General features: G+C 74.1%; 15 protein-coding genes. 5 read left to right on the top strand and 10 right to left on the bottom strand.

The genetic code is table 11. The features are described 5' to 3' along the window. The first annotated feature begins 16 nt into the window (after positions 1–16). Together FGE12_RS20890 and FGE12_RS20885 are read left to right on the top strand one after the other, a co-directional pair. Complete coding sequence (locus FGE12_RS20890) at positions 17–1,372, top strand: NAD(P)/FAD-dependent oxidoreductase (RefSeq protein ID WP_153868291.1); 1,356 nt, start codon at positions 17–19, stop codon at positions 1,370–1,372. 83 nt (positions 1,373–1,455) lie between these two features. Then, entirely contained in the window at positions 1,456–2,550 is a 1,095-nt protein-coding gene (locus FGE12_RS20885) for a hypothetical protein (protein WP_153868290.1), read from the top strand. Here FGE12_RS20885 and FGE12_RS20880 read toward each other — a convergent pair. Further along, the gene (locus tag FGE12_RS20880; protein ID WP_194798119.1) at positions 2,537–3,625 is read right to left on the bottom strand and encodes an EAL domain-containing protein; all 1,089 of its coding nucleotides are present in this window, start codon (positions 3,623–3,625) and stop codon (positions 2,537–2,539) included. The two genes, FGE12_RS20885 and FGE12_RS20880, sit on opposite strands and share 14 nt — an antisense overlap. Beyond that, positions 3,622–5,145, bottom strand: coding sequence for an LVIVD repeat-containing protein (locus FGE12_RS20875; RefSeq protein ID WP_194798118.1), 1,524 nt, complete (start codon positions 5,143–5,145; stop codon positions 3,622–3,624). The genes FGE12_RS20880 and FGE12_RS20875 overlap by 4 nt, the downstream gene beginning before the upstream one ends. A gap of 171 nt (positions 5,146–5,316) precedes the next feature. Here FGE12_RS20875 and FGE12_RS20870 point away from each other — a divergent pair, with 171 nt between their 5' ends. After that, the gene (locus tag FGE12_RS20870; RefSeq protein WP_153868288.1) at positions 5,317–8,937 is read left to right on the top strand and encodes a PD40 domain-containing protein; all 3,621 of its coding nucleotides are present in this window, start codon (positions 5,317–5,319) and stop codon (positions 8,935–8,937) included. A gap of 66 nt (positions 8,938–9,003) precedes the next feature. Here FGE12_RS20870 and FGE12_RS20865 read toward each other — a convergent pair whose 3' ends face one another. Next, a complete protein-coding gene (locus tag FGE12_RS20865) occupies positions 9,004–9,471 on the bottom strand; it encodes a hypothetical protein (RefSeq protein WP_153868287.1) in 468 nt (155 codons plus the stop codon). Between the two features lie 303 nt (positions 9,472–9,774). Here FGE12_RS20865 and FGE12_RS20860 point away from each other — a divergent pair, with 303 nt between their 5' ends. Next, positions 9,775–11,565, top strand: a complete 1,791-nt coding sequence (locus tag FGE12_RS20860; RefSeq protein ID WP_228530959.1) for a CotH kinase family protein — start codon at positions 9,775–9,777, stop codon at positions 11,563–11,565. Between the two features lies 1 nt (position 11,566). Here FGE12_RS20860 and pbpC read toward each other — a convergent pair whose 3' ends face one another. From pbpC to FGE12_RS20825, 7 genes are all read right to left on the bottom strand, one after another. After that, the gene (gene pbpC, locus FGE12_RS20855) at positions 11,567–13,924 is read right to left on the bottom strand and encodes a penicillin-binding protein 1C (RefSeq protein ID WP_153868286.1); all 2,358 of its coding nucleotides are present in this window, start codon (positions 13,922–13,924) and stop codon (positions 11,567–11,569) included. Between the two features lie 3 nt (positions 13,925–13,927). Continuing rightward, positions 13,928–19,636 (bottom strand): alpha-2-macroglobulin, encoded by a 5,709-nt coding sequence (locus FGE12_RS20850; protein WP_153868285.1) that lies wholly within the window; start codon positions 19,634–19,636, stop codon positions 13,928–13,930. A 282-nt stretch (positions 19,637–19,918) separates the two neighbouring features. Then, on the bottom strand, positions 19,919–20,092 hold the full coding sequence (locus FGE12_RS20845) for a hypothetical protein (protein ID WP_153868284.1): 174 nt from the start codon (positions 20,090–20,092) through the stop codon (positions 19,919–19,921). A 110-nt stretch (positions 20,093–20,202) separates the two neighbouring features. Further along, positions 20,203–21,759, bottom strand: coding sequence for a hypothetical protein (locus tag FGE12_RS20840; protein WP_153868283.1), 1,557 nt, complete (start codon positions 21,757–21,759; stop codon positions 20,203–20,205). Between the two features lie 13 nt (positions 21,760–21,772). Beyond that, positions 21,773–23,461: a hypothetical protein gene (locus FGE12_RS20835; RefSeq protein ID WP_153868282.1), complete on the bottom strand. Its 1,689-nt coding sequence runs from the start codon at positions 23,459–23,461 to the stop codon at positions 21,773–21,775. A 94-nt stretch (positions 23,462–23,555) separates the two neighbouring features. Then, on the bottom strand, positions 23,556–23,918 hold the full coding sequence (locus FGE12_RS20830) for a MazG nucleotide pyrophosphohydrolase domain-containing protein (protein ID WP_153868281.1): 363 nt from the start codon (positions 23,916–23,918) through the stop codon (positions 23,556–23,558). 12 nt (positions 23,919–23,930) lie between these two features. Then, positions 23,931–24,524, bottom strand: coding sequence for a GNAT family N-acetyltransferase (locus FGE12_RS20825; RefSeq protein WP_153868280.1), 594 nt, complete (start codon positions 24,522–24,524; stop codon positions 23,931–23,933). 112 nt (positions 24,525–24,636) lie between these two features. Here FGE12_RS20825 and FGE12_RS20820 point away from each other — a divergent pair, with 112 nt between their 5' ends. Next, positions 24,637–25,350: an RNA methyltransferase gene (locus FGE12_RS20820; protein ID WP_153868279.1), complete on the top strand. Its 714-nt coding sequence runs from the start codon at positions 24,637–24,639 to the stop codon at positions 25,348–25,350. Positions 25,351–25,418: the final 68 nt, after the last annotated feature.

The following is a 25,418-nucleotide window of genomic DNA, read 5'->3' as shown; positions in this document are numbered from 1 at the left end:
GCGGCCGCCCCGCCCCGTGCCCACCCTGAGCGCCATGGAGCGGCGCTCGGACGTGCTGGTGCTGGGGGCGGGGGCGGCGGGGCTCGCGGCGGCCGTGCGGCTGCAGCGCGCAGGGCTCACGGTGCGCGTGCTGGAGGCGCGCGACCGGGTGGGCGGCCGCGTGGCCACCGTGTACGAGGACGGCACGGGGCTCGCCCTGGAGCTGGGGGCGGAGTTCGTGCACGGGCGCCCCCGCGAGGTGCTGCGCCTGGCGCGCGCGGCCGGCGTGCGGCTGCGGCAGATGCCGGACCACCACGGCCTGTGGTGGCGAGGCGAGCTGGAGGACGGGGACGCGGCCTTCGACTTCGGGGACACGTTCACCCGTGCCTCGAGCGACCTCGAGGCCGGAGAGGACCGCGCCATCGGCGAGGTGCTCACGGCCCGCGCGCGCGCGGAGGGCTGGCCCGCGAAGAGGCGGGCCCTCGCGCGCACCTACGTGGAGGGCTTCTACGCGGCGCCCTACGAGCGCGCGAGCGCGCGCGCCATCGCGCAGATGGAGCGGGGCGTGGGGGCCACCGGCGGCATCGCGCCCTCGCGTGCCGTGGAGGGCTACGCGCGGGTGCTCGCGCCGCTCGCGCGCGGGCTCGCGCCCGGAGCGCTGGTGCTCAACGCGGTGGCGAGCGAGGTGCGCTGGGAGCGCGGGCGGGTGCAGGTGCTCGCGGCCACCCAGGAGGGCGCGGCGCTGGGGCTCTTCGAGGCCGAGCGGCTGCTGGTGACGCTGCCGGTGGGCGTGCTGCGCGCGCCGCCGGACGCGGCGGGTGCCCTGCGCTTTCGCCCCGCCCTGCCCGAGAAGGAGCGCGCGGCGGGGGCGCTCGAGATGGGGCCGCTGGTGAAGGTGCTCCTGCGCTTTCGCCACGCCTTCTGGCGCGAGCACGCGGCGAGCGCCCCCTACGACTTCTTCCACGCGCCGGGCCAGCCCTTCCCCACCTGGTGGACGCTCGCGCCGCAGCGCACCGCGCACCTGGTGGGCTGGGTGGGCGACTCGGGGGCGCTCGCGCTGGGGGGCGAGCCTCCGGGGGCGGTGCTGGAGGCGGCGCTGGGCACGCTCGCGCGGCTCTTCTCGCGCCCGCGCCCGGCGCTGCGGGCCGAGCTGGAGAGCTGGCGCGTCCAGGACTGGCAGGAGGAGCCCTTCACCCGCGGCGGCTACTGCGTGATCCCCACCGGGGCGCTGCCGGCGCGCGCCGCCCTCGGAGAGCCCGTGGAGGACACGCTCTACTTCGCGGGCGAGGCGCTCGCCCCCCGTGGCCAGGAGGGCACCGTCGCAGGCGCGCTCGCCTCGGGCACGCAGGTGGCGGAGGCGCTGCTGCGCGCCCGGGGGCGGCAGGCGCGCTGAGCGCCCGCCCGCCTGCAGGCCGCCCGGGCGCGGGCCCGGTGGCCTCGTGGCCCGGGTGTGCACGCGTGAACATCTTGCGGGGCATGGCTCCCTGGTTCCTCCTCTCCCTCACCCTCGCGCAGTACCCGGCCACCTCCCAGAGCGGCACGCAGAGCGCTGCCCAGAGCGCGCAGGAGCAGCGCCAGGGCCAGGCGCAGTCCGCGGCGGGGACGCTGGACGGCGGGGTGGGCACGCCTACGGGGGCGCCCGACTCCGCGCAGGGCAGCGCCAACGTCGGCACGGGCGGCTCGGGCTCGGTGACCCTGCCGGACGCGGCCGATGCGGGCAGCGGCTCCCCGTACACCGTGCCCTCGCCCTTCCCCGGCACGGGCGGCAGCGGGGATGGCGGCACCACGCCCCAGTTCGCCCCGGGGGCGGGCAGCACCGCGCCGGGCAGCACCGGCACCGCGCCGGGCACGGGCGGCTCGGGCGGCGCGACGGGCGGCTCCGGCGCCCCGTCGACCGGAGCCACGTCTTCAGGCGCCACCTCGACCGGAGCGGCGACTTCAGGCACGACCACGCCCCGCGACACCGGCCGGGACACGCAGGCGCAGGCGCCGGCGCAAGGACCCGAGGCGGACCCGGCGGGCACGGTGGCAATGGACGCCATGGAGATCGACGGCCCCGCGTCCGCGGCGAGCCCGCAGGAGTCGGAGGCCGCGCTGCGCGCGCAGGTGCAGGCGCTGCAGGCGCAGGACCAGCAGATGCGCGAGCAGCAGGAGGCGCTGGTGCAGGAGACGCAGCGCCTGCGCGCCGAGGTCGACGAGGCGCACGCACGCGCCGAGGAGCTCGAGGCGGCGCGCACGGAGCGCCTCGCCACGATGGAGGGCGTGACGGACACGCTGGTGGGGCTGGATGCGGCGCTCGCGGTGGGCGACACCACGGCGGTGGACGGGCAGATGGCGCAGGTGCTCTCGGCGCTGGACCAGGTGGTGGGCAGCGCGGACGCGTCCGGGCAGGGCAACGCGGCGCTCGGGGCCGACCAGGCGCGCGCCCTGCTCGAGGGCGTCTCCGAGGCGGTGGGCCGGCGCGACTACTACTTCGCGCGGGTGGCGCTGCAGGAGGCCGCGGCGCACCTGCGCGGCGCGCGGCTCGACTCGCTCAACGCCCAGGGCGGCGCGCTGCTCACACCGCGATGAAGGGCGTGGTGCCGGCCGGCGGGCTCTGGGGCCGGGCCACGAGGTAGCCCTGCACGAAGTCCACGCCGTGCGCGCGCGCCCAGCGCAGCTCCTCGGGGGTCTCGATGCCCTCGGCCACGGTCTGGATGCGCAGCTTCTGGGCGATCTCCACCAGCTTCTGGGTGATGAAGGCCTTGTAGGGGTCCGCGTCGATGTGGCGGATGAGCTCCATGTCCAGCTTCACGATGTCCGGGCGCAGCTGGTGGATGAGGTTGAGCGAGGAGTAGCCCGCGCCCAGGTCGTCCAGCGCCACGCGGAAGCCGGCCTGCCGGTAGAAGTGGATGATGCCGCGCAGGTGGTAGACGTCCGAGCTGTGGTCGGACTCGATGATCTCGAAGACCACGTTGTGCGGCGCGATGCCCGCCTCGGTGATGGCGTTCACCGTGGAGCGCAGGCAGAAGTTGGGATCGTAGATGGCCGCCGGGCTGAAGTTGATGAACACCGGCGTGTCCAGGTGGTAGCGCGCCGCCTCGCGGATGGCCGAGGTGCGGGCCGCGAGATCCAGCTGGAAGAGCAGGTCCGCCTCGCGCGCCAGCTGCAGCATGCGCCCCGGGGCCACGGTGGTGCCGTCGCGCTCGCGCCCGCGCAGCAGCGCCTCGTGCGCGTACACCTGGCGCGTGTCCTGCGCGCTGACGATGGGCTGGAAGTGGCTGGTGAGCCGGCCCTCCGAGAGCATGTCCACGAGCCAGCCGCTCTGGCTCATGGTGATGAACTGCTGGAGGCTGCCCACCTTGGGGATGTCGCTGAGCTCGGGCTCGCCGCCCTCGCTCTTGAAGAGCACGCGCATGCCGCGCGCCTCCTCGCCCGTGGTGGCGCCGGCGGCGCCCACCGCGAAGGGCAGCAGCTCCGCGGCGCTCAAGTGGACGACCACGCACTGCGCCTCGGGGCGCAGGTCGAAGGCGCGGCCGGTGGCGCGCAGGTAGGCCACCAGCTTGCCGAAGCTGTGCCCGATGGGCGACCAGACGAAGAGGTGCCCTGCCCCCTCCAGGCGGTGGGGGACGCTCTGGCAGCGTCCGCAGGGAGGCCCCTCGTTCACCGCGCAGCGCCCCCCTGGGCGCTGCCCGCGGCGCCCGCGCCCTCGCGGAAGACCATCAGGCCGCGCGTGGTGTCCGCCACGTAGACGTAGCCGTTGCTGCCCAGCGCCACGCCCGTGGCGCCCTCGGTGAAGCGCAGGCCGTGGCCCGGGTCGCTCGCGCGCCAGGTGTTGAAGTAGGCCTTCTGCACGGGGCTCGCGGGGTTGCTCACGTCCAGCACGCGCAGGCCGTCCTGCGCGTACGCGACGTAGAGGCTGTTGTTGGCGAAGGCCATGCGGCTCACCGGCACGGCGTCGCGCGTGGCATAGCCCGGGCCCACGGCGGACATGTTGAGCGGGTTGGTCACGTCCAGCACGCGCACCTTCGAGCCCCAGAACGCGCCCGTCTCGAAGGCGTAGACCTTGTTCGAGGGGTAGTCGCCGAGGACGAGGGTGCGGCTGTTGTTGGCGGCCGGCAGCACGCCCACCCGGACGGGCGCCTCGGGCTTGCTCACGTTGAGCACCACGAGGCCGGCCGTGCCGTGGCTCAGGTAGAGGAAGTCGCCGCGCGCCGCGCCGTCCAGGGGCGCATCGCCGGTGGAGGGGGAGGCGCCGGACAGGTAGTTGCCGAGCAGCGTGGGCGTGGCGCCCGGCGTGCCGTACGCCAGCACGCCGCCGCTCTCCTGGCTGAAGCCGTAGAGGTGGTCCTTCGCGGCGTCGTAGTGCAGGTTGTTGAGGGCGCGCGCGTCCGCGATGCTCGCCGGGAGCACGAGGGCGGCGGAGGCCAGGTTCTTGAGGTTGAAGACGAGCAGGCCGCGCACGTCGCTGGTGACGAAGAGGTTGTCCCCCACCACGGCCACCGAGGCCCAGCGGTCGGTGGTGCCCACCAGGTCCTTGCGCGCGGCGATGGTCACCGAGTCCAGGGAGGTGGGGTTGGTGGGATCCGTGATGTCGTAGCGGAAGATGCCGGTGTTCTCGGCGATGACGTAGGCCGTGTTGCCGCTCACGTAGAGCGAGGTGGCGAGCGCGCCCGACAGGGGCCGCTCCGCCACCAGCTGCAGGTTGCCGGAGGACTCGGCCTCGCCGTCGCGGCGCACGAGCTGCTCCGCGACGAAGGTGCCCTCCACGGAGTTGAAGCCCACGTTGCAGCGGCGGAAGAAGCCGCGCAGCTGCCGCCCGCTCGTGGCCTCGCAACCGGCGATGCTCACCTGGCCGTCAGTGCCGTTGATATTGAAGGGCGCGCTGGCGAAGAAGGTGCCGCCACCCAGCTTGACCTGCACGTCCTGCTGCTGCCCGAAGAACGTGGAGTGGGCGCCGGTGGGGTCCAGCGCCATGCCGGCGACGCCCGCGGGGGTGCCGTCCGTGTTGGTCAGCTGCAGGTTGAAGGGGCCGCCGCTCGCGAACGCATCCAGCGAGGCGACGTTGCAGCCCTTCAGGTCGAACTCCGACTGCTCACAGGCGGCCAGGTCGTCGCCGCCGCTGTTCTTGTCCGAGCTGCAGGCCGGGAGGAGGGCCAGCGCCACCAGGGCGATAGGGAGTCTCATACCCTCTCCATACCGGGGCTTGGCTCGCGGAGGAAGGCCCGAAGCCATCCCCCGGGGTCGGGCCCATCCGTGCGAAGATGGGCATCACCCCCTGTCCCTGCTTGTACCGGCCTGCGTTTGCGGCAAGCCTCCCGGGTGCCGGAGTCCCCCTCCCGCCTGCCGAGGTCGCTTGTGAATCGCCGCCCGTTCGCCCTCCTCCTCCTCGCCGTCCTCGCCGTCCTTCCCCTGCTGCTGCCTGCCACCGCACGCGCCCAGGGCATCTACGTCCAGCCGCGCGCAGCCGACCGGTCAGCCGTGCGCAACTTCCGCTTCGACTGGAAGCACGTGGACGTGCTCGTCGGCCCGCGCTCGGAAGGCGAGGCGGCGCCGCTCGATCGGCTCGGGCACGTGCCCAGCGGCAGCGGGGCCACGCCGGGCCAGGCGGTGGCAGGCACCACGGCTCCGAGCGGCCCCTCCCCGGTGACCCCGGGCGGCAACGCCGCCACCCCCATCGGCGTGGGCAAGGGCGAGGCGGGCGGTGAGCTGCTGGACGGCGGCACGCCGCGCGAGGACGCGGGGGTGGTGACGCTGGGCGAGGGCGTGGATGCGGGCGCGGAGGCGATCGCGCTCGGCATGTCTCCGGACGGCGGCAGGCCCGACGGCGGCGCGGGCCCGGTGGCGAGCCTCTCGCAGCTGGACGGCGGCAGCGCGAGCACCGCGGACGGCGGCTACGCGCGCGACCTGGGCGCGGCGACCGGCGGCGTGCGCCTGTACTTCTACGAGCGCGAGCGCGAGGTGGCCCAGCGCGCCGCGCCGATCATCGAGGACGCGTACCGCTACCTGGTGGACCAGTTCCACTACGTGCCCACCAAGACCTTCCCGTACATCCTCTACAGCACCTACCAGGAGTTCCTGCAGACCAACCTCTCGCCCGTGTCCGAGGGCACGCTGGGCTTCACCAGCCCCGAGGACCTCAAGCTCACCCTGCCCTACCTGGGGGATCACCGGCTCTTCGAGGAGGTGGGCACGCACGAGCTCGCGCACGAGTTCACCATCCAGAAGGTGCGCACCATGGCGGAGCGCGCGAAGGTGAGCGGCGAGCCGCTGGGCGGGATGCCCCTGTGGTTCATCGAGGGGCTCGCCGAGTTCTACGCGAAGCGCGGCCTGGACGACGAGGCCGAGATGCTGGTGCGCGACCTCATCACCAACCCGGACGTGCGCAAGGGCTACGCCTTCCTGGACTTCTTCAGCCCCGGGCCCTACGGCTACCTCTGGATCTACAAGTTCGGCCAGGCGCGCTGCGCCTTCCTCGAGGACGTGTACGGCGCGGGCATCCTGCAGCAGATCCTCGAGGAGTCGCCGAGGCTGGTGGGCAACGGGCGCAGCGCCCCGGGGATGAAGTTCGAGGACCTGCTGCAGCGGCTCACCGGCGACGAGCCGAAGAAGATCTCGGCGCGCTTCGAGACCTGGATCAAGCGCCGCGCCTTCCGCAGCTACCTGGGCGCGGAGCAGGACGCGCCGGCGCTCGAGCCGCTGAAGGAGACGGACGGCTACGTCACCGCGCTCAACGCGGCGCCCAGCGGCGACGTGCTCCTGTACCGCAGCATCCAGCCCAACACGGGCGAGAGCCGGCTGGTGCTCGCGGACCCGCGCGCTCCGGCCCGCACCCGGCTGGTCACCGGCGACGGCCGGCCCAGCGTGGAGAGCCTGCACCCGGTGTTCGGCCGCAACTTCGACCTCACCGACGACACGCTCGCGTACGTGGCCGAGGTCAACGCGCGCGACGTCATCTACGTGCAGCGCTACGCGCACCGGGCCGAGGAGCAGCAGCGCGCGCCGCTCGCCCCGGGCTACGGCGCGATGCCGCCGCCGGGCCCCTACGGCCGCCCGTCCCAGCCGGCCGTGGCCCCGGCCGGCCCGCCGCAGCCGATGAAGCCCTACATCGCGGTGCAGTTCGACCTGGGCAAGCGCCGCACCTTCCGGCTCGCGCCCCACGGCCTGGTCGCGGCCGGCTCGCTCAGCTTCTCGCCGGACGGCCGGCGCGTGGCCTTCATCGGCACGGACGACGCGGGCACGCGCGACATCTTCGTGCTGCGCGTGGACGGCAACGAGGACGCGAAGCCGGTGCGCATCACGAATGACGTGTACGCCGAGCGCCAGCTGAGCTGGGGCAAGGAGGGCATCGTCTACAGCTCGGATGCCACGAGCCACCGCTTCTACAACCTCTTCCGGGTGAACCCGGACCGCCCCAGCGAGGTGACGCGCCTCACCACGGACGCGCGCGACCAGCAGGACCCCGAGGTGCTGCCGGACGGGCGCATCATGTTCGTCTCGTACGAGAACGGGCGCTCGGACCTCTTCGAGCTGCAGAAGGGCGGCGCCATCGTGCGGCGCACGGACGTGACCACGGGCGTGTTCGAGGTGAGCCCGGGCACCGAGGGCAGCGTCTGGGTGCTCATGCACCTGTCCGGCGAGCGCGTGCCGTCCCAGCTGCGCAAGGACCGCTTCCTGGACCAGCCGGTGCCCGCCGCGGGCGCGGGTCAGCCGGCGCCGCCGCTCGCGGTGAGCACCCTCAAGGGGGCGGTGGACTACAACCCCTGGGCGCGCGAGAACTTCGAGATGGGGCCCATCTACGGCTTCGCCGGCGGCGGCAGCGGCGGCTTCGTGGGCCAGCTCTTCGCCTCGGCGACGGACCGGCTGCGCAACCAGGGCCTGCTCTTGAGCGTGGCCGTGTACGGCTCCTTCGACTTCACCGACGGCTACCTGCTCTACCTCAACCAGGCGGGCCGCAACCCCTGGGGCGGCGGTCCCTTCCAGTCGGTGCGCTTCCGCTTCGACAAGACCTTCCAGAACCAGAACATCCTGTTCCGCTCGGTGGAGCGCTTCTTCGGCCTGCTCGGGACCATCCAGCACCCGCTGAGCACCTTCACGTACGTGGGCGCGGACCTCGCGGTGGGTGGCGCCAACTACAAGCTCGACCCCTCGGACGAGTTCTTCCTGCGCTACGGCAGCGGCAACTGCGCGGACCCCACGGTGGTCTGCGCGGGTGACGACCTGCTGGGCGCCTGGCGCGTGGCGAACCGCGGCACGCGCGCCCAGACCGAGCTCACGCTGCGCGCCGGCTACAACACCGTGCGCTACGACTACGCCACCATCAGCCCCATCGACGGCAGCTCGGCGCTCGCCGAGGTGGTGGGCGGCGTGCAGCCCTTCGAGGGCGAGACGTACACGAGCATCCGCCTGGACGGGCAGCACTACCTGCACATCGCCGGGCCCACGGCGCTGCAGCTGCGCGGCGGCGTGGGCACCTCCTTCGGCGGCCGCTTCGCCCAGCCCTACTTCCTCTCCAGCTTCGACACGCTGCGCGGCGTGAACTTCGGAGACGACCGCTGGCTCCTGGGCCAGAAGTTCCTCTTCAGCACCATGGAGCTGCAGATCCCGCTCGGCGGCCTGGTGCAGGTGGCCTTCCTCAACAACATCAAGGGCGTGGCGGGCCTGGACTTCGGCGCCGTGGGCGATGGCACCCACGAGCTGTGGGACCGGCGCGTGCTGGACTACGCCATCGGCTTCAACGTGGGCCTCGGACCCCTGCTGATGCGCCTGCACTTCGCCCGGCCGCTGGACATCAACTCGCCCTTCGGAAAGCCCGACACGGGGTGGGTGACGAACTTCTCCATCGGCATCCTCGGCCTCAACGGCTTCTTCGGCGACCAGTCGGCCAACGCGCACGCGCCGGCGCCTCCGGGCGCCCAGGGCGCGCCGGCGGGCTCTCCGATGTCCGGCTACACCGGCAGCGCAGGCGCCTGGCGCTAGCCAGCACGCGGCGCGGCCCCGGCGCAGGTCCGGGGCCGCTCGCGGCGCGTGCTTCGGCGCGTGCTCCTAGGACTGCGCGGCCACGAGCGCCGCGTTGGCGCGGGCGAGCGGGCCGCCCTCGGTGGGGATGCGCTCGAAGTCGCCGCGCAGCGCCTTGAGGGCGAACTTCTCCAGGTCGATCTCGCGGCGGGTGCGCACCCCGAGCCCGCGCACCAGCGCCGCGAGCGGGCCGTGGCCCGCGAGCCCCTGGTGCAGCAGCAGCGCCGAGGCGAGCGCGCTCAGGGAGAGCCACCCTCGTCCCAGGCCGCGCGCGAGCAGCAGCCCCCCGAGGCTCGCCACCGAGCAGCTCACCGCGAGCGTGCGGTTGAGATCCCACTCTCCCTCGAGCTGATTGAGGTAGTGGCCGATCTCCGAGCGCTCCTGCTGGGCCATGTAGCGCACGCAGCGCTCCACCCGCTCGTCGATGCGCCGGTTCACCTCGTCGGGCGTATGGGTGCGGACCGCATCCGCGGACATGTGGTTCCACGACTCCATCGGGCTCTCCAGGGTTCGGGGTCCGAGGCAAGGGTAGGGCCGGGGCGCGAGGCTGGCGCGCGGCGCGCTCGCCCCTCGCCCCCTGTTGCGCCGGGAGCCGGGGCGCCCGCGCTCCCCCCTGCCCTGCCGCCGGCCACGCCCGCGCCCCCTGCTCCCGCCCGGGATCGCGACCCGATGTGATCCGGTGGCCCGCCCACCGCTCAGGGTGGGAAAAGCTTTGCCCACCGGGACGCGCGCCGTTGTCCTGCAGCGGGCACTGGGCTGACCCTGGGGCTCGGCACCCCGTTTGCTCCACGGCCCGGCATGTCCTCTCGCCTCTTCACCGTCGCCGCGCTCTGCGCGCTGCTCGCTGCGTGCGGTCCGGACGCGCCTGCGCCGGCGCCCTCCGTGCCCGCGCCCTCTCCGAACGACCCCGCGCACCCCACGCCGGCGCAGCCCACGCCGGCCGATCCCACCCAGCCCACGCAGCCCGAGCTCCCGGAGGCGCAGCGCCCCTTCGTGCTGCCGCCGCTGCAGACGGAGGTGCAGGAGTACGAGCTGGAGATGCCGCCGGAGCTGCTGCAGCGCTTCAAGGACGACACGAGCACGCCGGAGCAGCCGGCCGTCTTCCGCGCCGGCGGCGTGAGCTACCCGGTGATGATCCGCCTGCGCGGCGCCTCGGCGCGCTACCTGGAGAAGAAGAGCTGGAACGTGTCCTTCAGCGACACGAAGTTCGAGGGGCGCGGCAGCCTCAACCTGGTGGCCGAGTTCCAGGACGCGACGATGCTCGCGGAGAAGCTCGCCTTCGACCTGCTCGCCGCGATGCGGGTGCCCGCGAGCCGGGCGAAGTACGTGCGGCTGAAGATCAACGGCCAGTACGAGGGCGTGTACCTGGACATCGAGCAGGTGAGCAAAGCCTTCCTCAAGGCCCACGCCTTCGCGGACACGGACGCGACCATCTACCGCTGCGGCTGGCGCGACTGCGAGTTCAAGCTCCCCGAGGACAAGGCCGCGTACCAGGGCCAGTGGGTGAAGAAGACCAACGTCACCGGCAGCATCAACGAGGTCATCCCCGAGCTGGACCGCGTGCTGCACACCATCAACCGTGCGCCCGAGCCGGGCTTCCCCGACGCGCTCGCCCAGCAGCTGGAGCTCGAGAGCTACCTGCGCGTGCTCGTCAACGACGTGCTCGTCTCCAACGACTACATCGAGGACTCGGAGAGCTACTTCGTCTACGACGCGCGCACGAAGCGCTGGAGCTACGTGCCCTGGGACCTGAACAACGCGGACTCGCGCTGGTGGTACACCGTGGGCATCGAGCAGGACGGCGAGGACCCGTACTACAAGCACCCGCTCTTCAACCACACCCCGCTGGATCCGGTGGTGCAGAGCCGCTACCTCGAGCGCGCGAAGTACGACTACCCCGGCTACGGCCCCAACTTCAGCAACCTCGCCACCCGCGTGGTGATGAACCCCACGCTGCGCGCCCGGCTCATCGCGCTGCTGGACAAGGCGCTCGCCGAGGTCTTCACCCCCGAGGTGATGAACGCGCGCATCGCCGCCATCCACCAGCTGCTGGACCCGCACATGAAGGCGGACCCGTACATGGCCGAGGACTTCCTCATCGACCTCAACGCCGGCTCCGGCGAGGCCCCCAACCGCGTGCTGCACCACGGCTACCGCAAGTTCGTGGCGGGGCAGGACCAGCTGCAGCGCTACGTGGCCAAGCGCCGCACCTTCATCCAGCAGGAGCTCGCGCGCTACCGCGGCTATCCGCTGGGCCTCACCCTGGAGGCCGTGGACCCCGCGGCCGGCTGGGTGGAGCTGATGAACCGCGGCAGCGCGCCCGCCTCGCTCGCCGGGATGAAGGTCACCTCGCGCCTGCGCGACCCCTTCGGCGCGAACCTCCCCGAGCGCACGCTCGCGCCCGGTGAGAAGCTGCGCCTCGGCGCCGCGGAGCTGGGCATCACGCTCGCGCCCGGGGGCGGTGAGCTGGGCCTGTTCACCGGCACCAGCGCCGCCGGGATGAAGGACTGCCTCTTCTACGGCCCGCTCCCCGCGGGCCAGCGCTACGTGCGCAGCGACGCGGACCCCACGCTCTGGGAGCTGCAGTAGCTCAGCGCCGCTCGCGCACCACCAGGAGGCGGCGCGCGCTCTGGCCGCGCGCGTCCGTCACCAGCACCTCGTGGCTCCCGGGCGAGGGGCGCCACCACAGCCGCTCGTCCGCGGGCGCCGAGCCCACCCGCGCGCCGTCCACGAACCAGGTGAGCTCGCCGGTGCCTCCCTCCACCTCGGCCTCCAGCGGGAGCTCCTGCGCGTCCGCCGGGACGCCGGGAAGCAGCAGCGCCACCTGCCCTGCCGCGGGAGAGACGATCTCCGGCGGCCGGCCCGCGCCCGGCGCGCACCCCGCGGCCCAGGCGGGCGGCTCGGGCAGCAGCCGGTGCTGCTCGGCGAGCCAGCGCCGGATGCTCGCGGGCCAGGTGAGGTACACGCGCGCCTCCGTCTCGCGGCCCACGCGGCAGGCGGGCGTGAGCGCGAGCCCGCTCGCGCGGTCCACCTCCACCTCGCGGTGGTAGGGGCAGCGCTCGGTGGGCACGTGGCTCGCGAGCGCGAGCACGCCCTTGCGCTCGCGGCAGCCAGGCCCCGGCACGTAGCCCGAGTACGCGCACACCTCTACCTGGACCAGGTCCCGGGGCGCGGGCGGCGCTGCGGTGCGCCCGCGGGGCCCCAGCGCCTCGAGCAGCTCGAAGAGCAGCGGGCCCGCGGCGTCCGCGCCCACCAGGTGGCTGCTGGGGGCGTTGTCGAAGTTGCCCAGCCACACCACCACCGAGTGCTCGGGCCCGGAGCCCGCGGCCCACGCGTCGCGGTGCCCGAAGCTGGTGCCCGTCTTCCAGTGCACCTGGGGCGGAAGGCCGGTGAAGCGCCCGCGCGCGGGGAAGTCCGGCCGGTCCTTGAGCGAGAGCGCGCGCCGGGTGAGCCAGGCCGCGCCGGGGCTGAACAGCGCCTCGGTGCGCCCGGCAGGCGCTCCGGCCAGCACGCGCAGGGGGCGCGCGCGCCCGTCCTCGGCGAGCGCGGCGTAGAGGCCGGCGAGCTCCAGCGGCGTGAGCGCGAGCCCGCCCACCGCGGCCGAGAGGCCGTAGTGCCCCGGCTCGGGCACGAGGCTCTCCACGCCCGCGCGCCGCAGCACGCCGAGGAAGGGCTCCACGCCGAGCCGCTGCAGCAGCCGCACGAAGGGCAGGTTCAGGGACTGCGAGAGCGCCTCCTCCAGGCGCACCAGCCCCTGGAAGCGCCCGTCGAAGTTGCGCGGCGCGTAGGTGCCGTAGGCGGCCGGCACGTCCGGCACGAGCTGCTCGGGGTTCGCGAGCCCCTCGTCGATGGCCAGCGCGTAGAGCAGGGGCTTGAGGGTGGAGCCCGGCGAGCGGGGCGTGGCGAAGCCCGGCAGCTGTCCGCCGCGCGCGTCGAAGAAGTCGAAGTTGCCGACGAGCGCGCGCACCTCGCCCGTGCGGTGCTCCACCACCACGGCGGCTCCGTTGTGGATGCCGCGCGCGTGCAGGTCGGCTGCGGCGCCCTGCAGCGCGCGCTCGGCGAGGCGCTGGCTGCCCGCGTCCAGCGTGGTCTGCAGGCGGGTGACGCCCGGGTGCGCGGCGCGCAGCCACGCGGCGGCGTGCGGCGCCTCGCGCGGGAAGGGGGCGAGGTGCGGGGGCAGCGGCGTGGCCCTCACCTCGGCGAGAATCACGTCCGCGCGGGCCATCACACCGGAAGGCCCCGGGGGCCCGAGGGGCAGCGCCCCCGCCTCGAGAAGACGGCGCGCCACCTCGTCCCGCGCGGCGCGCAGGCGCTGCGCGTTCGGGGGCGCCGGGTAGCGGCGCGCAGGCGCCTGCGGCACGGCGAGCAGCGTGGCCATCTCGGCGGGACTGAGGTGGCGCGCGGTGTGGCCGAAGTAGGCGAGCGAGGCCGCCTCGACGCCCTCCACGTTGCGCCCGTAGGGGACGAACTGCAGGTACGCGGCGAGCAGCTGGTCCTTCGAGAGCCGCAGCTCCAGCTGCAGCGCGCGCAGCGCCTCCACCGCCTTCGAGCGCAAGGTGCGCGGGCGCGGCTCCAGCACGCGCACCAGCTGCAGGGTGAGCGTGGAGGCGCCCGAGACGCGCCGGGCGCGCGTGACGTTGAGCCAGAGGGCGCGCACCACGGCGAGCGGGTCCACCCCCGGGTGGAGGCGGAAGCGCCCGTCCTCCAGCGCGAGCAGCGCGGGCACGTACGCGGGGTCCAACCGCGCGAGCTCGGTGGGCACCCGCCAGCGCCCGTCCGGTGCGAGGAAGACGTGCGCGGGCGTGCCGTCGCGGTACTCCACCACCACCGAGTGCGCCTCGGAGAGGCGCGCTGGCAGGGGCAGCGCGAAGGCCAGCGCCACGGCGCTCCCGGCGAGTGCCAGGAGCGCCCCGAGTGCGAGTGCCGCAGTGCGAAGGGGGCGACGCATGGCCTAGAGGAGGAAGTCCTTCCAGGGCCCGGTCACCTCCACCTCGCCGCCGGGCGCGCGCGCCCAGATGCGCGGGTCGTACATGGCCTCGGCCTCCACCGGCGGCAGGGTGAAGTGGCCGGCGGTGACGGCGCGCACCGCGTAGATGACCTTGCGCTTCTCGCGGGCCTCGAGCGCGCCGAACACCTCCACGCGGTCGTCGCGCAGGTTCAGCGCGTCCACCTTCCACTGTTGCTCCGGCTGGGCCCACTCCACGCCGCCGCCGCGGCCCAGCCGGGCATTCTCGAGCTCCCAGCCGGCCGGCAGCCGGTCCACCAGCGCGATGTTCTGGATGCGCTCGCCGCTGCGGTTCTCCAGCTCCACCTCCACGTAGAGCAGGTCCGCGAGTGCGACGCCGCCGCTCGTCGGCTGCACCACGTCGCCCTTCAGGGTGCGGTAGGTGCGCCGCACGCTGAGCCCCTCGCCGCCGTAGCGGTACTGGCCGTCCGCGCGCACGCCGTCACTCGCGACCACGAGGTAGAGCGCACCCTCCCCCTTCTCCTTCACCTGCAGCTTCAGCTCGGGGCGCTCGCTCGCGCGGGCGAGCGACCACGTGCGATCCGAGCTGCGTGCGCGCTTGTTCTCCTGCGGCGCGAGCGCCTTGCCCCCCGCGCTGAGCACGGGCGGGGTGAAGTGCGTGGCCCCCTTCTGCACCCACTTGCCCAGGCCGGTGACGCCCCACACCAGCTCCTGCGTGGTGTACCCGCCGCTGCGCTGGCCCTGGAGTCCCTCCGCCACGCTGCGCGCGAGCGGCTCGCCGCCGGGGTCGTTGCCGAAGAGGTCGTGGAAGGTGGAGAGCATGAAGCCGCGGCGGCGCCGGTCGGAGTAGAAGCTCCAGCCGTTGCTGCGCACGTCCGTCACGCGGCTCGCGTCCGGGTGGCGCAGCGCACTCTCGTAGCGCCTGTCCCCGGCGCGGTAGAGCGCCGCCTGGAGCATGTACAGCTGCTCCTGCCGCTCGCCCTCCTCCCCCGGGTGCGCCGCGGGCTTCTGCGCGTACGCCTCCACCAGCTTCTGGATGCGCGCCTTGCGCCCCTTGCCGGCCATGCTCAGCACGTAGTGCAGGTAGGGCTCGGCATCCTGGGCATAGTGGCCGTCCAGCAGCGCGCCGCGGCGCGACTCGGCGCGCGTGAGCTCGCGGCCGAGGTACGCGAGCGCCTCGTCCAGGCGCTCCTGCGGCACCGCGTAGCCCGCCTCCTTCGCATCCAGCAGCAGGTGCGTCGCGTAGGCGCTGCCCCAGGCGACGGGCTCGCTGTCGCCGGGCCAGTAGCCGAAGCCGCCCGAGGGCGTCTGCATGGAGAGGATGCGCGCGAGGCCCGCCTGCACCATCTCCTCGAGCGTGCGGCCCGCGGTGAGCGTGGGGTCGATGCTGTCCAGCAGCCCCGAGACGTAGAGCAGCGGCCGGGTGCTGCTGGTGGTCTGCTCGATGCAGCCGTAGGGGTAGTGCACGAGGTAGCTCAGGTGCTGCAGGCTCTCGGCGTAGGGGTGGGTGGTCACCCACAGCGTGCTGCGCTCGCTCGTGGGCAGCCAGCCCTGCAGGGAGGGCGCGAGCTCCAGCGTGCCTTCCGCGAGCTCGATGCGCTGCACGCGCCGCTCGCGCGGCCCCGCGGGGAGGAAGGGCACGTCCAGCTCCTCCTGTGAGGTGAAGCCGCCGCCGCTCGCCGTGACGCGCAGCTTTGCCGCGCCCATCGCCTGCGCCGCGCGCGCCTGGAAGACGAGCGTCGCGGCCTTGCCGTTCTCCAGCCGCACGCGCCCCTCGCTCTTTCCCACCAGCTGCAGCGGGCTCTCGCGGGTGCCCAGCGGCTGCAGGCCCGGGGTGTCCAGGCTCTCCGCGCTGATGCGCACGGTGACGTCCTGCGCCTTGCCGCTCAGGTTCGTCACGAACACCGGCACCTGCACCTGGTCTCCCTGCGAGAGGAAGCGCGGCAGCGTGGCCTGCAGCACCAGCGGGTCGCTCACCCGCACTGCCGCGCTCGCGCGCCCCACGCGCTGCGGGCCCGCCGTCACGGCCATCACCCGCAGCTGGCCGCGGTACTGCGGGAGCTTGAAGCGCACCTGCGCCTTGCCGCTCGCGGGCACCTCCACCACGCCGCTCCACAGGGACACCGGCTTCACCGGCTGCACGCGGCCCCCCGCGCCCTCGCCGCCCTCGTCACCGCCGGTGCTGCGGCTCGCGCCCTGTGGGGGCAGGAGCAGCGTCCAGCCCAGCGTCTCGTAGGTCTCCACCGCCAGCGCGCGCTTGGCGAAGAGCGCCTTGAGCGGGTCGGGGCTCTGGAAGCGCGTGAGCGAGAGGATGCCTTCGTCCACCACCGCCACCGTCGCGACCGTGGGGCCCTCCTGCGGCCCCAGCTCGAGTCCCACCTCCAGCTCCTGCCCCGAGCGCACCTCCGCGGGCACCTGCAGCTTCACGCGCTGGGTGAAGGCGGTGGGCTCCACCGGTACGCTGCTCACGCCGAAGGCGCGGTCCGGCAGGAAGGCCTCCTTCGACTCGAGGTGCGGGTCCTTCACGAGGAAGGCGCTCACGTACACGTTGGGCGCGAAGGCCTGGGGCGTGAAGGTCCACGTCACCTCCCCGGGCTCCACCTGGCGCCACTCGGAGGCGAGCAGGTGGTCCGTCTCCGCGGTGAGCAGCACGCGGCCGCGGTAGGGCGCCTTGAAGCGAAGCTGCAGCGGCTCGCCCACGCGCGCGAGCGCCGGCACCTCGAGCCCGAGGCTGGTGGGCTTCATCGGGCGCGGCGTCTGGTCCACGCGCGCGTTCTCCCCCTCCCACCAGTAGTAGCCGCCGCTGCCCTCCAGCTGCAGGTCGGTCTGCGCGGCGCCGCTCGTCACCCGCACGAGGTAGCCCGCGGCATCCATCGCGGGCGTCACCTGCAGGCGGAAGCGGCCGTTCTCCAGCTGCACCTGCGCGCGCCCCTCGCGCACCGGGCGCAGGAAGCGCTGGTAGCGCTCCTCGCCGGCCTCCTCGTCGAAGGTGTAGCCGTACTCGGCCTCGAGGCGCAGGTACTCCACCTCCAGCGGCTTCACGCCCTTCGCGTCCGTGACGGGCTGGCCGTTCCAGTCCACGACGAGGCCCTTCACCTCGAAGGGCTTGCCGCCCTCCACCTTCTGCACGCCCGAGAGCAGGCCGACGTAGTAGCGCTCCGGGTGCACCGGCACGCGCGCCTCGCCGAGGGTGGAGCGGCCGCTGCCGGACTCGAAGACGCTGGCCTGGGCGACGAGGCGCGCGGGGCCCTTGAAGCCGCCGGCCGCGCGCTGCGCAGGGCAGCTCAGGGTCGCCTCCCCCTTCGCGTCCAGGGTGCCCTGCAGCTGACCCAGCACGCTCGCCTTCTCGTCCGCGCCGCTGGGGCGCCACACCCCGTAGCTGTACTGCGCGTTCTGCGCGGGCTTGAACACCGAGGGCTCGAGCCGGCAGGTGAGCTGCACGGGGCTGCCCTCGGCGCTGCCGCCGAAGAGGTAGCTCGCGCTCACGCTCACGGGAATCTCGTCCTGCGGCCCGTAGCCTGCGCCGCTCACCGTGGCGCTCACCTTCATGCGCTCGGGGACGAACTCCTCCACGTTGAGCGGGTACTTCGCCACCACGCGGTCCGCCACGCGCAGCACCGCGCTGTAGCGCCCGGTGTCCTGGTAGGGCTCGAAGCGCAGGTCCAGCGACACCAGGCCCGCGGCGTTCGTCGCGAGCACGCTCTTCTTCACCTCGCGCTCGCGCGGATCCACGATGCGCAGGTCCACCGGCAGGCCCGCGGGCGGCGCCCGGTCGTCCGCGCCGCGCAAGAGCGCCACCACGTGCGCAGTGTCGCCGGGGCGGTACACGCCGCGGTCGGAGTAGAGCGCGGCGCGGTAGGGGCTCTCCGCGCGCCAGGCCACGCCCTGCACGTCCGACTCGGCCACCTCCGTCTTCAGCTCGCTGTACTTGAGGTAGGTGAGCTCCTCGCCCTGGCGCGCGACGAGCGCGAACGGCGCGCTGTCGTCCACGCCCTGCGCGGGGACCTGCAGCCGGCAGCCCTCCGCGCCCTTCGTGGAGCAGCGCGCGACGCTCTGCCCGCTCTTCTTCACCAGCGTCACCTCCACCCCGGAGAGCAGCTCGGTGCTCTCCATGCCGAGCGCCCACACCTGCACGTCTCCTTCGCCCTTCTGCCCGCTCGCGCTGCGCTTGGCGACGAGGCTCAGGTCGGTGAGCAGGATGCGGCTGGAGGCGCTGGCGCCCCGCTCCCCGTTGGGGCGCAGCTGGGTGGCGGTGAGCTGCACCAGGCCGCGGGTGCTCGCGGGTACCAGGCCCGCCACGTCCACGTAGGTGGTGCCCTGCGTGTCCGCCGGCGCGCGCACGGCGAGCGTCTTGCGGGTGAGCACGTTGCTCGTGCGCTCGTCGGCCGTCTCCTGCTCGTCGTTGCTCATCCAGAAGACGAGGTTCTCCGGCGGCACCTGGCGCACGGTGAGCTCCACCGTGTCCACGTTGAGGTGGTTGAGGGGCAGGTTGCGCCACGCGCTGCGCGGCAGGTAGCGGCCGCCGGTGGAGAAGGAGAGGCGCGGCTCGCGCGCGGAGATGGAGAAGGACTCCTCGTAGGTGGCGAGCAGCACGCCGCCCGCCGTGGAGGTGGCGCCTGCGTCGATGCGCAGCGCGTAGGTGCCGCGCTTGAAGTCGCCGAAGATGCGGAAGCCCCAGCGGCTGGGCGCGACGGAGAACTTCACCTGGGGATCGAAGTGGACGGCCTCCGCCGCGGCCTCCTCACCCAGGCTGCAGCCGCGCATCGCCCCCTCGTCCTCGGTCTTGCCCTGCTCGTTGCCGTGGTCGTCGACGTTGCGGCAGGCCACCTCCACGTAGTGGCCCATGGGTCCCTCCTGCACGTAGGCGTTGTAGATCTGCAGGCGCTTGCCTCCGCGCAGCGCCACCTCGTCCTGTGCGGCGGGAGCCGGGCTCGCGCCGGCGGCGCTCGCGGGACGCAGCCCCTCGCGCAGGCGGAAGCGCAGCGTGGCCCCCGCGCGCAGACGAGCGCCCGTGAGGCTCACCGTCACCACGGAGGGACGGCCCGGGGTGTCCCGGTAGGTGACGGCCGTGAGCGCCTCGCCCCCCACCTCGAAGACGCCGAGCCGGCGCACCTGGGCGAAGTCCACGGGACCGGTGAAGCGCAGCTCCCCCTCCACCTTGCCCCCCTTCAGGTCCACCCGCTGCAGGGCGAGGCGCTGGAAGGCGAAGGCAGGCGTGCGGAAGCGGTAGTGCCACGCGTCCGTGCCCGGGGCGGAGACCACGCGGTCGCCCACCTGCAGCGACGAGAGCGCCACGCTGTACGCGGTGTCGAAGGCGAGGGGCTGCAACGCCGTGAACACCAGCGTGGAGGCGCCGCGGAACTCGAGGTGGCCCCTCACCTCCGGCGTGATGACGAGGCGCGTGCCCTCGCCCACCTTGCCGTTCGCGGGCGCGATGGCGCGCGGCAGCTCGAGCACCACCTGCGTGGGCAGGCCTCCCTCCGGGCCCTGCTCGCGGATGGCGGGCGTGAGGTCCTCGGGCGCGGGCGCGGGGTGCTCGCCGGGCGCCGGGCGCGCGGCCCCGGGCGAGGCGGGCTGGGAGGGCGGCGCGGAGGGCTTCTCGCCCTTGCAGGCGGCGAGGGCGAGCGTGGCGCCGACGGCGAGCCGCAGCAGCAGCGCCCGCGGGCGGTGGGTCGGGGAGAGGCGGCGGAGCATCGGGTCCTCCGGGGGAGATGGCGGCGGAGACTTCACGGAGCGTGCCGGCGCGAGCGGGGCGTGGACGGAGCAGGCTGCGGCCGCAGGAGGCCGCGGACCCGGGAGCACCCGCGTCCGACGGCCCACACCGCGCCTGCGCCCTGTGGTCGAGAAGCCGCAGCGTTCATCGAAGCCCACGCCCCCTCCGCGCGGGACCGGCTGCCAGGACCCTAGGCAGGCGGCCCCGCGGGGTCAACGCGAGGCGGGAGGGCGCGGCCCCCGGCGCGCCCTCCCACCCGCGGCCTAGCGGGCCTGGGCGCAGTTGCAGCCCGCGCCGCAGCGGCACTCGCGCTGGCACGCGCAGGAAGCGCCACAGGTGCAGGCGCTGACGGGACCGCAGCCGCAGCCGGACTGCGCGCAGCCGCACGCGGTGGAGGTGGGGTTCGAGGTCTGGTTCTGGTTCTGGAAGGTGGTCATGGCGTCGTGCTCCGGGGTGGGAAGCGTGCGTCATTGCGCGCTTTCATCCAGGAGGACGCAGCCCGCGCGGGGCACTTACACCCTGCTTTTTTCGAGACCTTTTCGGGGTCTCAGGACCCGGGGTGCCGGGCAGGCGGGGAGGCACTCACGTGCGGCACGTAGAAGTAGCCGTCGAAGCCGCGCGGGAAGCGGTCCGGGGCCATGTGGACGAAGAGCGGCCGCTGGTCCCCGTACTTGCGCACCAGCTGCTGCCAGCGGTACGCGAGCCGCGGCACCTGCTCGTGGTCGCGCTGCACGCCGAACTGGGTGCGCGTCTGCTCGCCGTAGGCCTCGGACAGGACGATGGGGCGCACGAGGTGCGTGCCGCAGGAGAGCTTCGCCCCCTCCCCTGCCACCCGGCACTCCCACGTGCTGCCGCCGCCGTGCATCAGGTCGAAGCTGCGCAGGGGCGCTCCGGACTTCGCGAGCAGCGCGCCCATGGGCACGAAGGCTTTGTCCCAGGGCACCCCGGGCTCGGTGCTCGCGTGCACGTTGCCCGTCAGCACCACGAGGCTGCTCTCGCTCTCGAGCTTGCGGCGCGCCGCGAGCACCGCGGCCATCGCCTCCTCGAAGGCGTTGCCCTCCAGGCCCTCCACGGAGAAGGCCAGCAGCGTCACCGGCAGGCCCTGCCGGTTGAGCAGGCGCATGCGCTCGACGAGCGCCACGAGCGCCTCGCTCGAGCGCCCGTCCTGCTCGGGGCGGCGCCAGAAGGGCCCGTGCACCAGCGCGGCCCGGTCCGCGTCCGTGCCCTCGCTCGCGAGGTAGCGCTCCAGTGCGGGCTGCTCTCGCACCGGCAGCTCCAGCGCGAGCACCACGGGCGTGCCCGCGTGCAGGATGTGGCACACCGCCTGGCCCACGAAGGCGGGCACCTCGCGGGTGCCGGGCACCTGGCCGAGCAGGAGGAAGCCGCCGGGGCGCAGCGCGTGGTCGAAGCCGTCCACCAGGCCCGGGATGGCCGGGCCGCAGCGCGCCTCCACCGCGTCCGCGGCGAAGGCGCGCGGGGCGGAGGCGTCCGACGAGAGCTCCACGGCGACGCTCTGAACCAGCGGCGCCGCGAGGGGCATGCCGCCCGCGCCGCGCGCCGCCGCCGCACTGCCCCCCTGCAGCCAGGCCTGCAGGGCCCGCTCGGCGGAGAGGTCGCGAAAGAAGTTCTGCGCGAAGCGCGGGTCCTCGGGAGGCAGCAGCGCGTCCGCGGCCTCGTTCTGCTCGGGCTGCTCTCCCACGGTGAGCTGCTGCGCGGGCAGCAGCAGCTGCCAGGTGTCGCTGTCCGTCACCGTCTGGCGGTAGATGCGCAGCTCGCTGCCCCCGCCCTCGCGCGGCTGCACCCGCGCGTGGTAGCGCGCGCGGGCCCGGTACGTGCGCTCCACGCGCACCTCGCGGTAGTCCGTCTGCAGCCAGGGCGAGGCGTGCGCCGCGTCCGCGGGCTCGCGCACCTGGTAGCCCTGCGCGCGGAAGTAGGCCTCTACCCGCGGCCACAGCGCCGCGGGCGGCTCCGGGTACACCCGCTCCGCCGTCTGCTGCAGCTCGGCGCGGGCGACATCGCGGGCGCTGGGCACCAGGGCGCGCGTGCACCCGCCCGCGAGCCCCAGCCACAGCGCGGCAAGTCCCAGCCCTGCGTGCCGTCGCATGCGAGCCGTCCTCTCAGCGCGAGGCCACCGGCGAGCGCGGAGGCAGCGCCGGGAGCGAGGCCGTGATGCGGCCCACGTGCAGCAGGCCGTGGAAGCCCTCGGAGGACTTGGAGGCGAAGAGCGTGATGCCCAGAGGCGTGCCCGGAGGCGTGGCGCTCGCGGCGCTCGGGCTGGAGGCGTACACGCGGCACTCCGCCTCGCGGTGGCGGTTCACGTTGCAGGCCCAGCGGGTGCCACGCTCGAAGGCGGTGTCGAGGCTGCGCGGCTGGAGCCCCGCGCGCTCGAGGCGGTGGCCCAGCGGCTCGAAGCTGCGGCTCCAGAGGACGCCCCCGGCCGCGCTCGCGTGGTAGTTGCCGCCGAGCACCAGCAGCACCGTCTCGGGCTCCATGCGGCGGCGCTTGATGAGGCGCTCGGCCATGGCCGCTTCGCGCTCGTTACCGCGCTCCTCGCGCGCGTCGAAGGCGATGGGCTGGATGGCGAGGCCGCCCGCGCGCCAGCGCCGCACGCGCTCGAGCAGCACCAGCAGCGCGCGGCTGCTGCGCCCGTCGCGCGGCACCTGGCGCCACGAGCGCTGGGCGAGCAGCGCGTCCTGGTCCTGGCGCGTGCCGGCGCTGCGCACGTAGGCATCCACCGCGCCCTGCTCGTCCGAGGGCAGCGAGAGCCCCAGCAGCACCGTGCGCCCCGCCGTGGCGAGCTGGCAGGCCATGTTGCCCACCGCCGCGGGCAGCTCACGCGTGCCCAGCTGCTCGCCCACCAGGATGTTGCTACCCGGCTGCGCGAGCGGCTCGAGCCCCGCCACGGGCTCGCCGCAGGGCCCGCCCTTCGTGAAGGGCATCCCGCCGCTCTCCGCCAGCCACGCCTCCGTGTAAGGGGGCGCTCCGGCGGGCGCAGGCGGCGGCGGCACGTCCGCGGCACCGCCCACGAACTCGAGCGAGGGGAACTGCTCGAGCCGCGCCACCAGCTCGGCCTCGTACGGCGCATCGCGCAGGCCCTGCTCGTTGCGCCCGCGCAGCTCGTCCTGGGTGGGCATGCGGTACTGGCCCGCGAAGGTCGGGCTCTCGCCGAGCTGCCGGCGCAGGTCGTTCGGGTCCTTGAGCCGGGTCTGGGTCTTCATGCCGATGCGCTCGTTCGGCTCGGTGCGGGGGCGGTCGCGGTTGGACAGCTCCATGCCCGAGGCCACGAACTGCCGCCAGCCCTCGGGGTCCCCGCCTGCGCCGGTGTTGCCCTCCTGCGCGTCGCGCGGGGCGAGCTCCGCGGCGAGGTCCAGCTCCTCGCGCGGCGTGCCAGGCTCCGTCTTGGCCTCCTCGCGGTCGATGCGGAAGATGCGCACCACCGAGTGCCGGGGGCTGAGCGCCTGGCCCTGCACGTAGTAGCGGCGCAGGTGCAGCGGCACGGAGGGCTGGTCCGCGACGCGCGGACCGTCGTGCCGCCAGCGCGTCACCAGCTGGGTGTTGTCCCCGAAGGGCCCCACGTCGTAGTCGTGCGACTCCAGCACGTCCCTCGCCGCCGCGAGCGCCTCGTCCAGCGGGTAGAGGAAGACGTGCTCCTCGACGGCCTTCGCGCCCGGGGCCTTGGCGGAGGGGGCGGCCGTGGGGTCTGCGGCGGCAGCCCCGCCACCGCCAGAAGGGGCCTCTGCGTGGGCGCAGCCCAGCGGGACAGCGAGGAGCAACGCGAGGCGCAGGCCGCGGCGCAGCGACGTCATGGGGACACCCTTTCCAGGAGCGGATGGCTGACCGGTCCAACGTCCGCGGACTCACTGCGTATCGGGAAATCCTGGCGCGCTCCTGCGCGAGCGGTCAATCCCAGCTGCGCTGCTGGTTGCGCGCGTTCTTCTCGCGGAAGGCCTGCTCCAGGTCCACGCCCACGCGGTTGGCGATGGCGAGCAGGAAATTGAACACATCCACGAGCTCCTCGCCCAGCGCGTGCTGCAGCTGCGCGCGCTCCGGGTCCTGCGGCGCCTCCGCGGACTCCGCAGGGGTGGACCGCTCCTCGGCGAGCCGCTCGTAGCGGCGTACGGCCTTGAAGACCTCGCCCACCTCCTCGCCCATGAGGAAGCAGTTGTGCACCAGGTCCAGCTTCAGCCAGCCGTGCAGCGCCTCCAGGTCGTGGATGTAGCGCTGGTAGTCCTTCATCGAGGCACGTTCGGGCAGGGTGATCATGGGTGCGGGACCTCAGGCGTGCGCTGCGAGCTTCGCGCGCAGGTGGCTGCGCACCGCGGGCCACTCCGCCGCGAGGATGGAGAAGACCACGGTGTCACGCACGCTGCCGTCGTCGTGGCGCTGGTGGCTGCGCAGCACCCCGTCCTGCTTCGCGCCCAGCCGCTCGATGGCGGCGCGCGAGGCGTGGTTGAACCAGCTCGTCTCGAAGGCCACCGCGATGCAGCCGAGCGCCTCGAAGGCATGGCCGAGCAGCAGCAGCTTCGCCTCGGTGTTGAGGCCGGTGCGCTGCACGCGCTGGGCGTACCAGGTGTAGCCGATGGTGAGGCGCGGGGTGCGCGGGTCCAGCGCGTACAGGCGCGTGCTGCCGACGACGGCGCCGCCCGCATCGCGGACGACGAAGGGCAGCGCCTCGCCGCGCGCCTGCATGCCGAGCGCGCTCTCCACGTACGCCGCCATGGCCTCGGGCCGCGGCACCTTCGTGTACCAGCACGTCCACAGCTCGCCGTCCGAGACGGCCGTTTGCAGGCCCTGCACGTGCGAGGGCTGCAGCGGCTCGAGCCGCACGTGGCGGCCCTCGAGGACGGGGACGCGGGACCAGTCGCTCATCGTGGGTTCCTCCGGAGGGGCGGACTGCCCGCGCTTCTTAGCGCCCGCGCCGCGGCGTGGGGGCACAAAGCGCTTGCCCGGGGCGGGGCGGGACGGGAAGGTGACGCCGCCGATGCCCCTGCCCCTGCGCCTCGTCCTGCTGCGCCCCCGCAATGCCGAGAACCTCGGCGCGGCGGCGCGCGCGATGAAGAACTGCGGCCTGCGCGAGTGGACGTGGGTGACGCCCGTAGTGGAGGACTTCGCGCCGGCGCGCAGGCTCGCCGTGCACGCGGAGGACGTGCTCGAGCAGGCCGCACGCGCGGACACGCTGGAGAGCGCCGTGTCCGACTGCGTCTGGGTGGTGGGCACCAGCTCGCGCAAGGTGGAGGGCAAGCGGCGGCTCAACGCGCGCGAGACCGCGCAGGAGCTGGTGGCGCGCGCGCAGCAGGGCCCGGTGGCGCTCGTCTTCGGCGACGAGCGCAGCGGGATGACGAACGCCGAGGTCGAGCGCTGCCACGACCTTTCCTCCGTTCCCACCGACCCGGAGCAGCCCTCCATCAACCTCGCGCAGGCGGTGCTGCTCTACAGCTACGAGGTGCGCATGGCGCAGCTCGCGGCCGCTGCCCCGCCTGCGGCGCCCCTGCCCGCTGCCGCCACCGACGCGGAGCTCGCGCAGGTGGAGGGTGCGCTCAAGGCGGCGCTCGAGGCCGCCGGCTTCCTCGTGAACGAGGGCCGCCACGGCCTGAGGGATCTCTTCTCGCCCCTGCGCCGCGCGCGCCTCAGCCGCAAGGAGGCGCGCCTCTGGCTCGCGGCGCTGCACACGCTGCGCCGCCGCGCGGGGCCCTGAGCGGCACAGGATCGGCCTCGCGAGGCCGCCGAGGCGCACGGACCTACACACTGGACCCGACGGGCGTC

Origin of the sequence: Aggregicoccus sp. 17bor-14, from assembly GCF_009659535.1 — a bacterium.
Taxonomy (GTDB): domain Bacteria; phylum Myxococcota; class Myxococcia; order Myxococcales; family Myxococcaceae; genus Aggregicoccus.
This window is presented reverse-complemented; position numbering and strand designations above follow the sequence as displayed.

Excerpts from the sequence above, each read along its gene's own strand:
- FGE12_RS20885 (WP_153868290.1), top strand. The coding sequence starts at position 1,456 with ATGGCTCCCTGGTTCCTCCTCTCCCTCACCCTCGCGCAGTACCCGGCC.
- FGE12_RS20875 (WP_194798118.1), bottom strand. The coding sequence starts at position 5,145 with ATGAGACTCCCTATCGCCCTGGTGGCGCTGGCCCTCCTCCCGGCCTGC.
- FGE12_RS20865 (WP_153868287.1), bottom strand. The coding sequence starts at position 9,471 with ATGGAGTCGTGGAACCACATGTCCGCGGATGCGGTCCGCACCCATACG.
- FGE12_RS20860 (WP_228530959.1), top strand. The coding sequence starts at position 9,775 with ATGTCCTCTCGCCTCTTCACCGTCGCCGCGCTCTGCGCGCTGCTCGCT.
- pbpC (WP_153868286.1), bottom strand. The coding sequence starts at position 13,924 with ATGCGTCGCCCCCTTCGCACTGCGGCACTCGCACTCGGGGCGCTCCTG.
- FGE12_RS20850 (WP_153868285.1), bottom strand. The coding sequence starts at position 19,636 with ATGCTCCGCCGCCTCTCCCCGACCCACCGCCCGCGGGCGCTGCTGCTG.
- FGE12_RS20845 (WP_153868284.1), bottom strand. The coding sequence starts at position 20,092 with ATGACCACCTTCCAGAACCAGAACCAGACCTCGAACCCCACCTCCACC.
- FGE12_RS20840 (WP_153868283.1), bottom strand. The coding sequence starts at position 21,759 with ATGCGACGGCACGCAGGGCTGGGACTTGCCGCGCTGTGGCTGGGGCTC.
- FGE12_RS20835 (WP_153868282.1), bottom strand. The coding sequence starts at position 23,461 with ATGACGTCGCTGCGCCGCGGCCTGCGCCTCGCGTTGCTCCTCGCTGTC.
- FGE12_RS20830 (WP_153868281.1), bottom strand. The coding sequence starts at position 23,918 with ATGATCACCCTGCCCGAACGTGCCTCGATGAAGGACTACCAGCGCTAC.
- FGE12_RS20825 (WP_153868280.1), bottom strand. The coding sequence starts at position 24,524 with ATGAGCGACTGGTCCCGCGTCCCCGTCCTCGAGGGCCGCCACGTGCGG.
- FGE12_RS20820 (WP_153868279.1), top strand. The coding sequence starts at position 24,637 with ATGCCCCTGCCCCTGCGCCTCGTCCTGCTGCGCCCCCGCAATGCCGAG.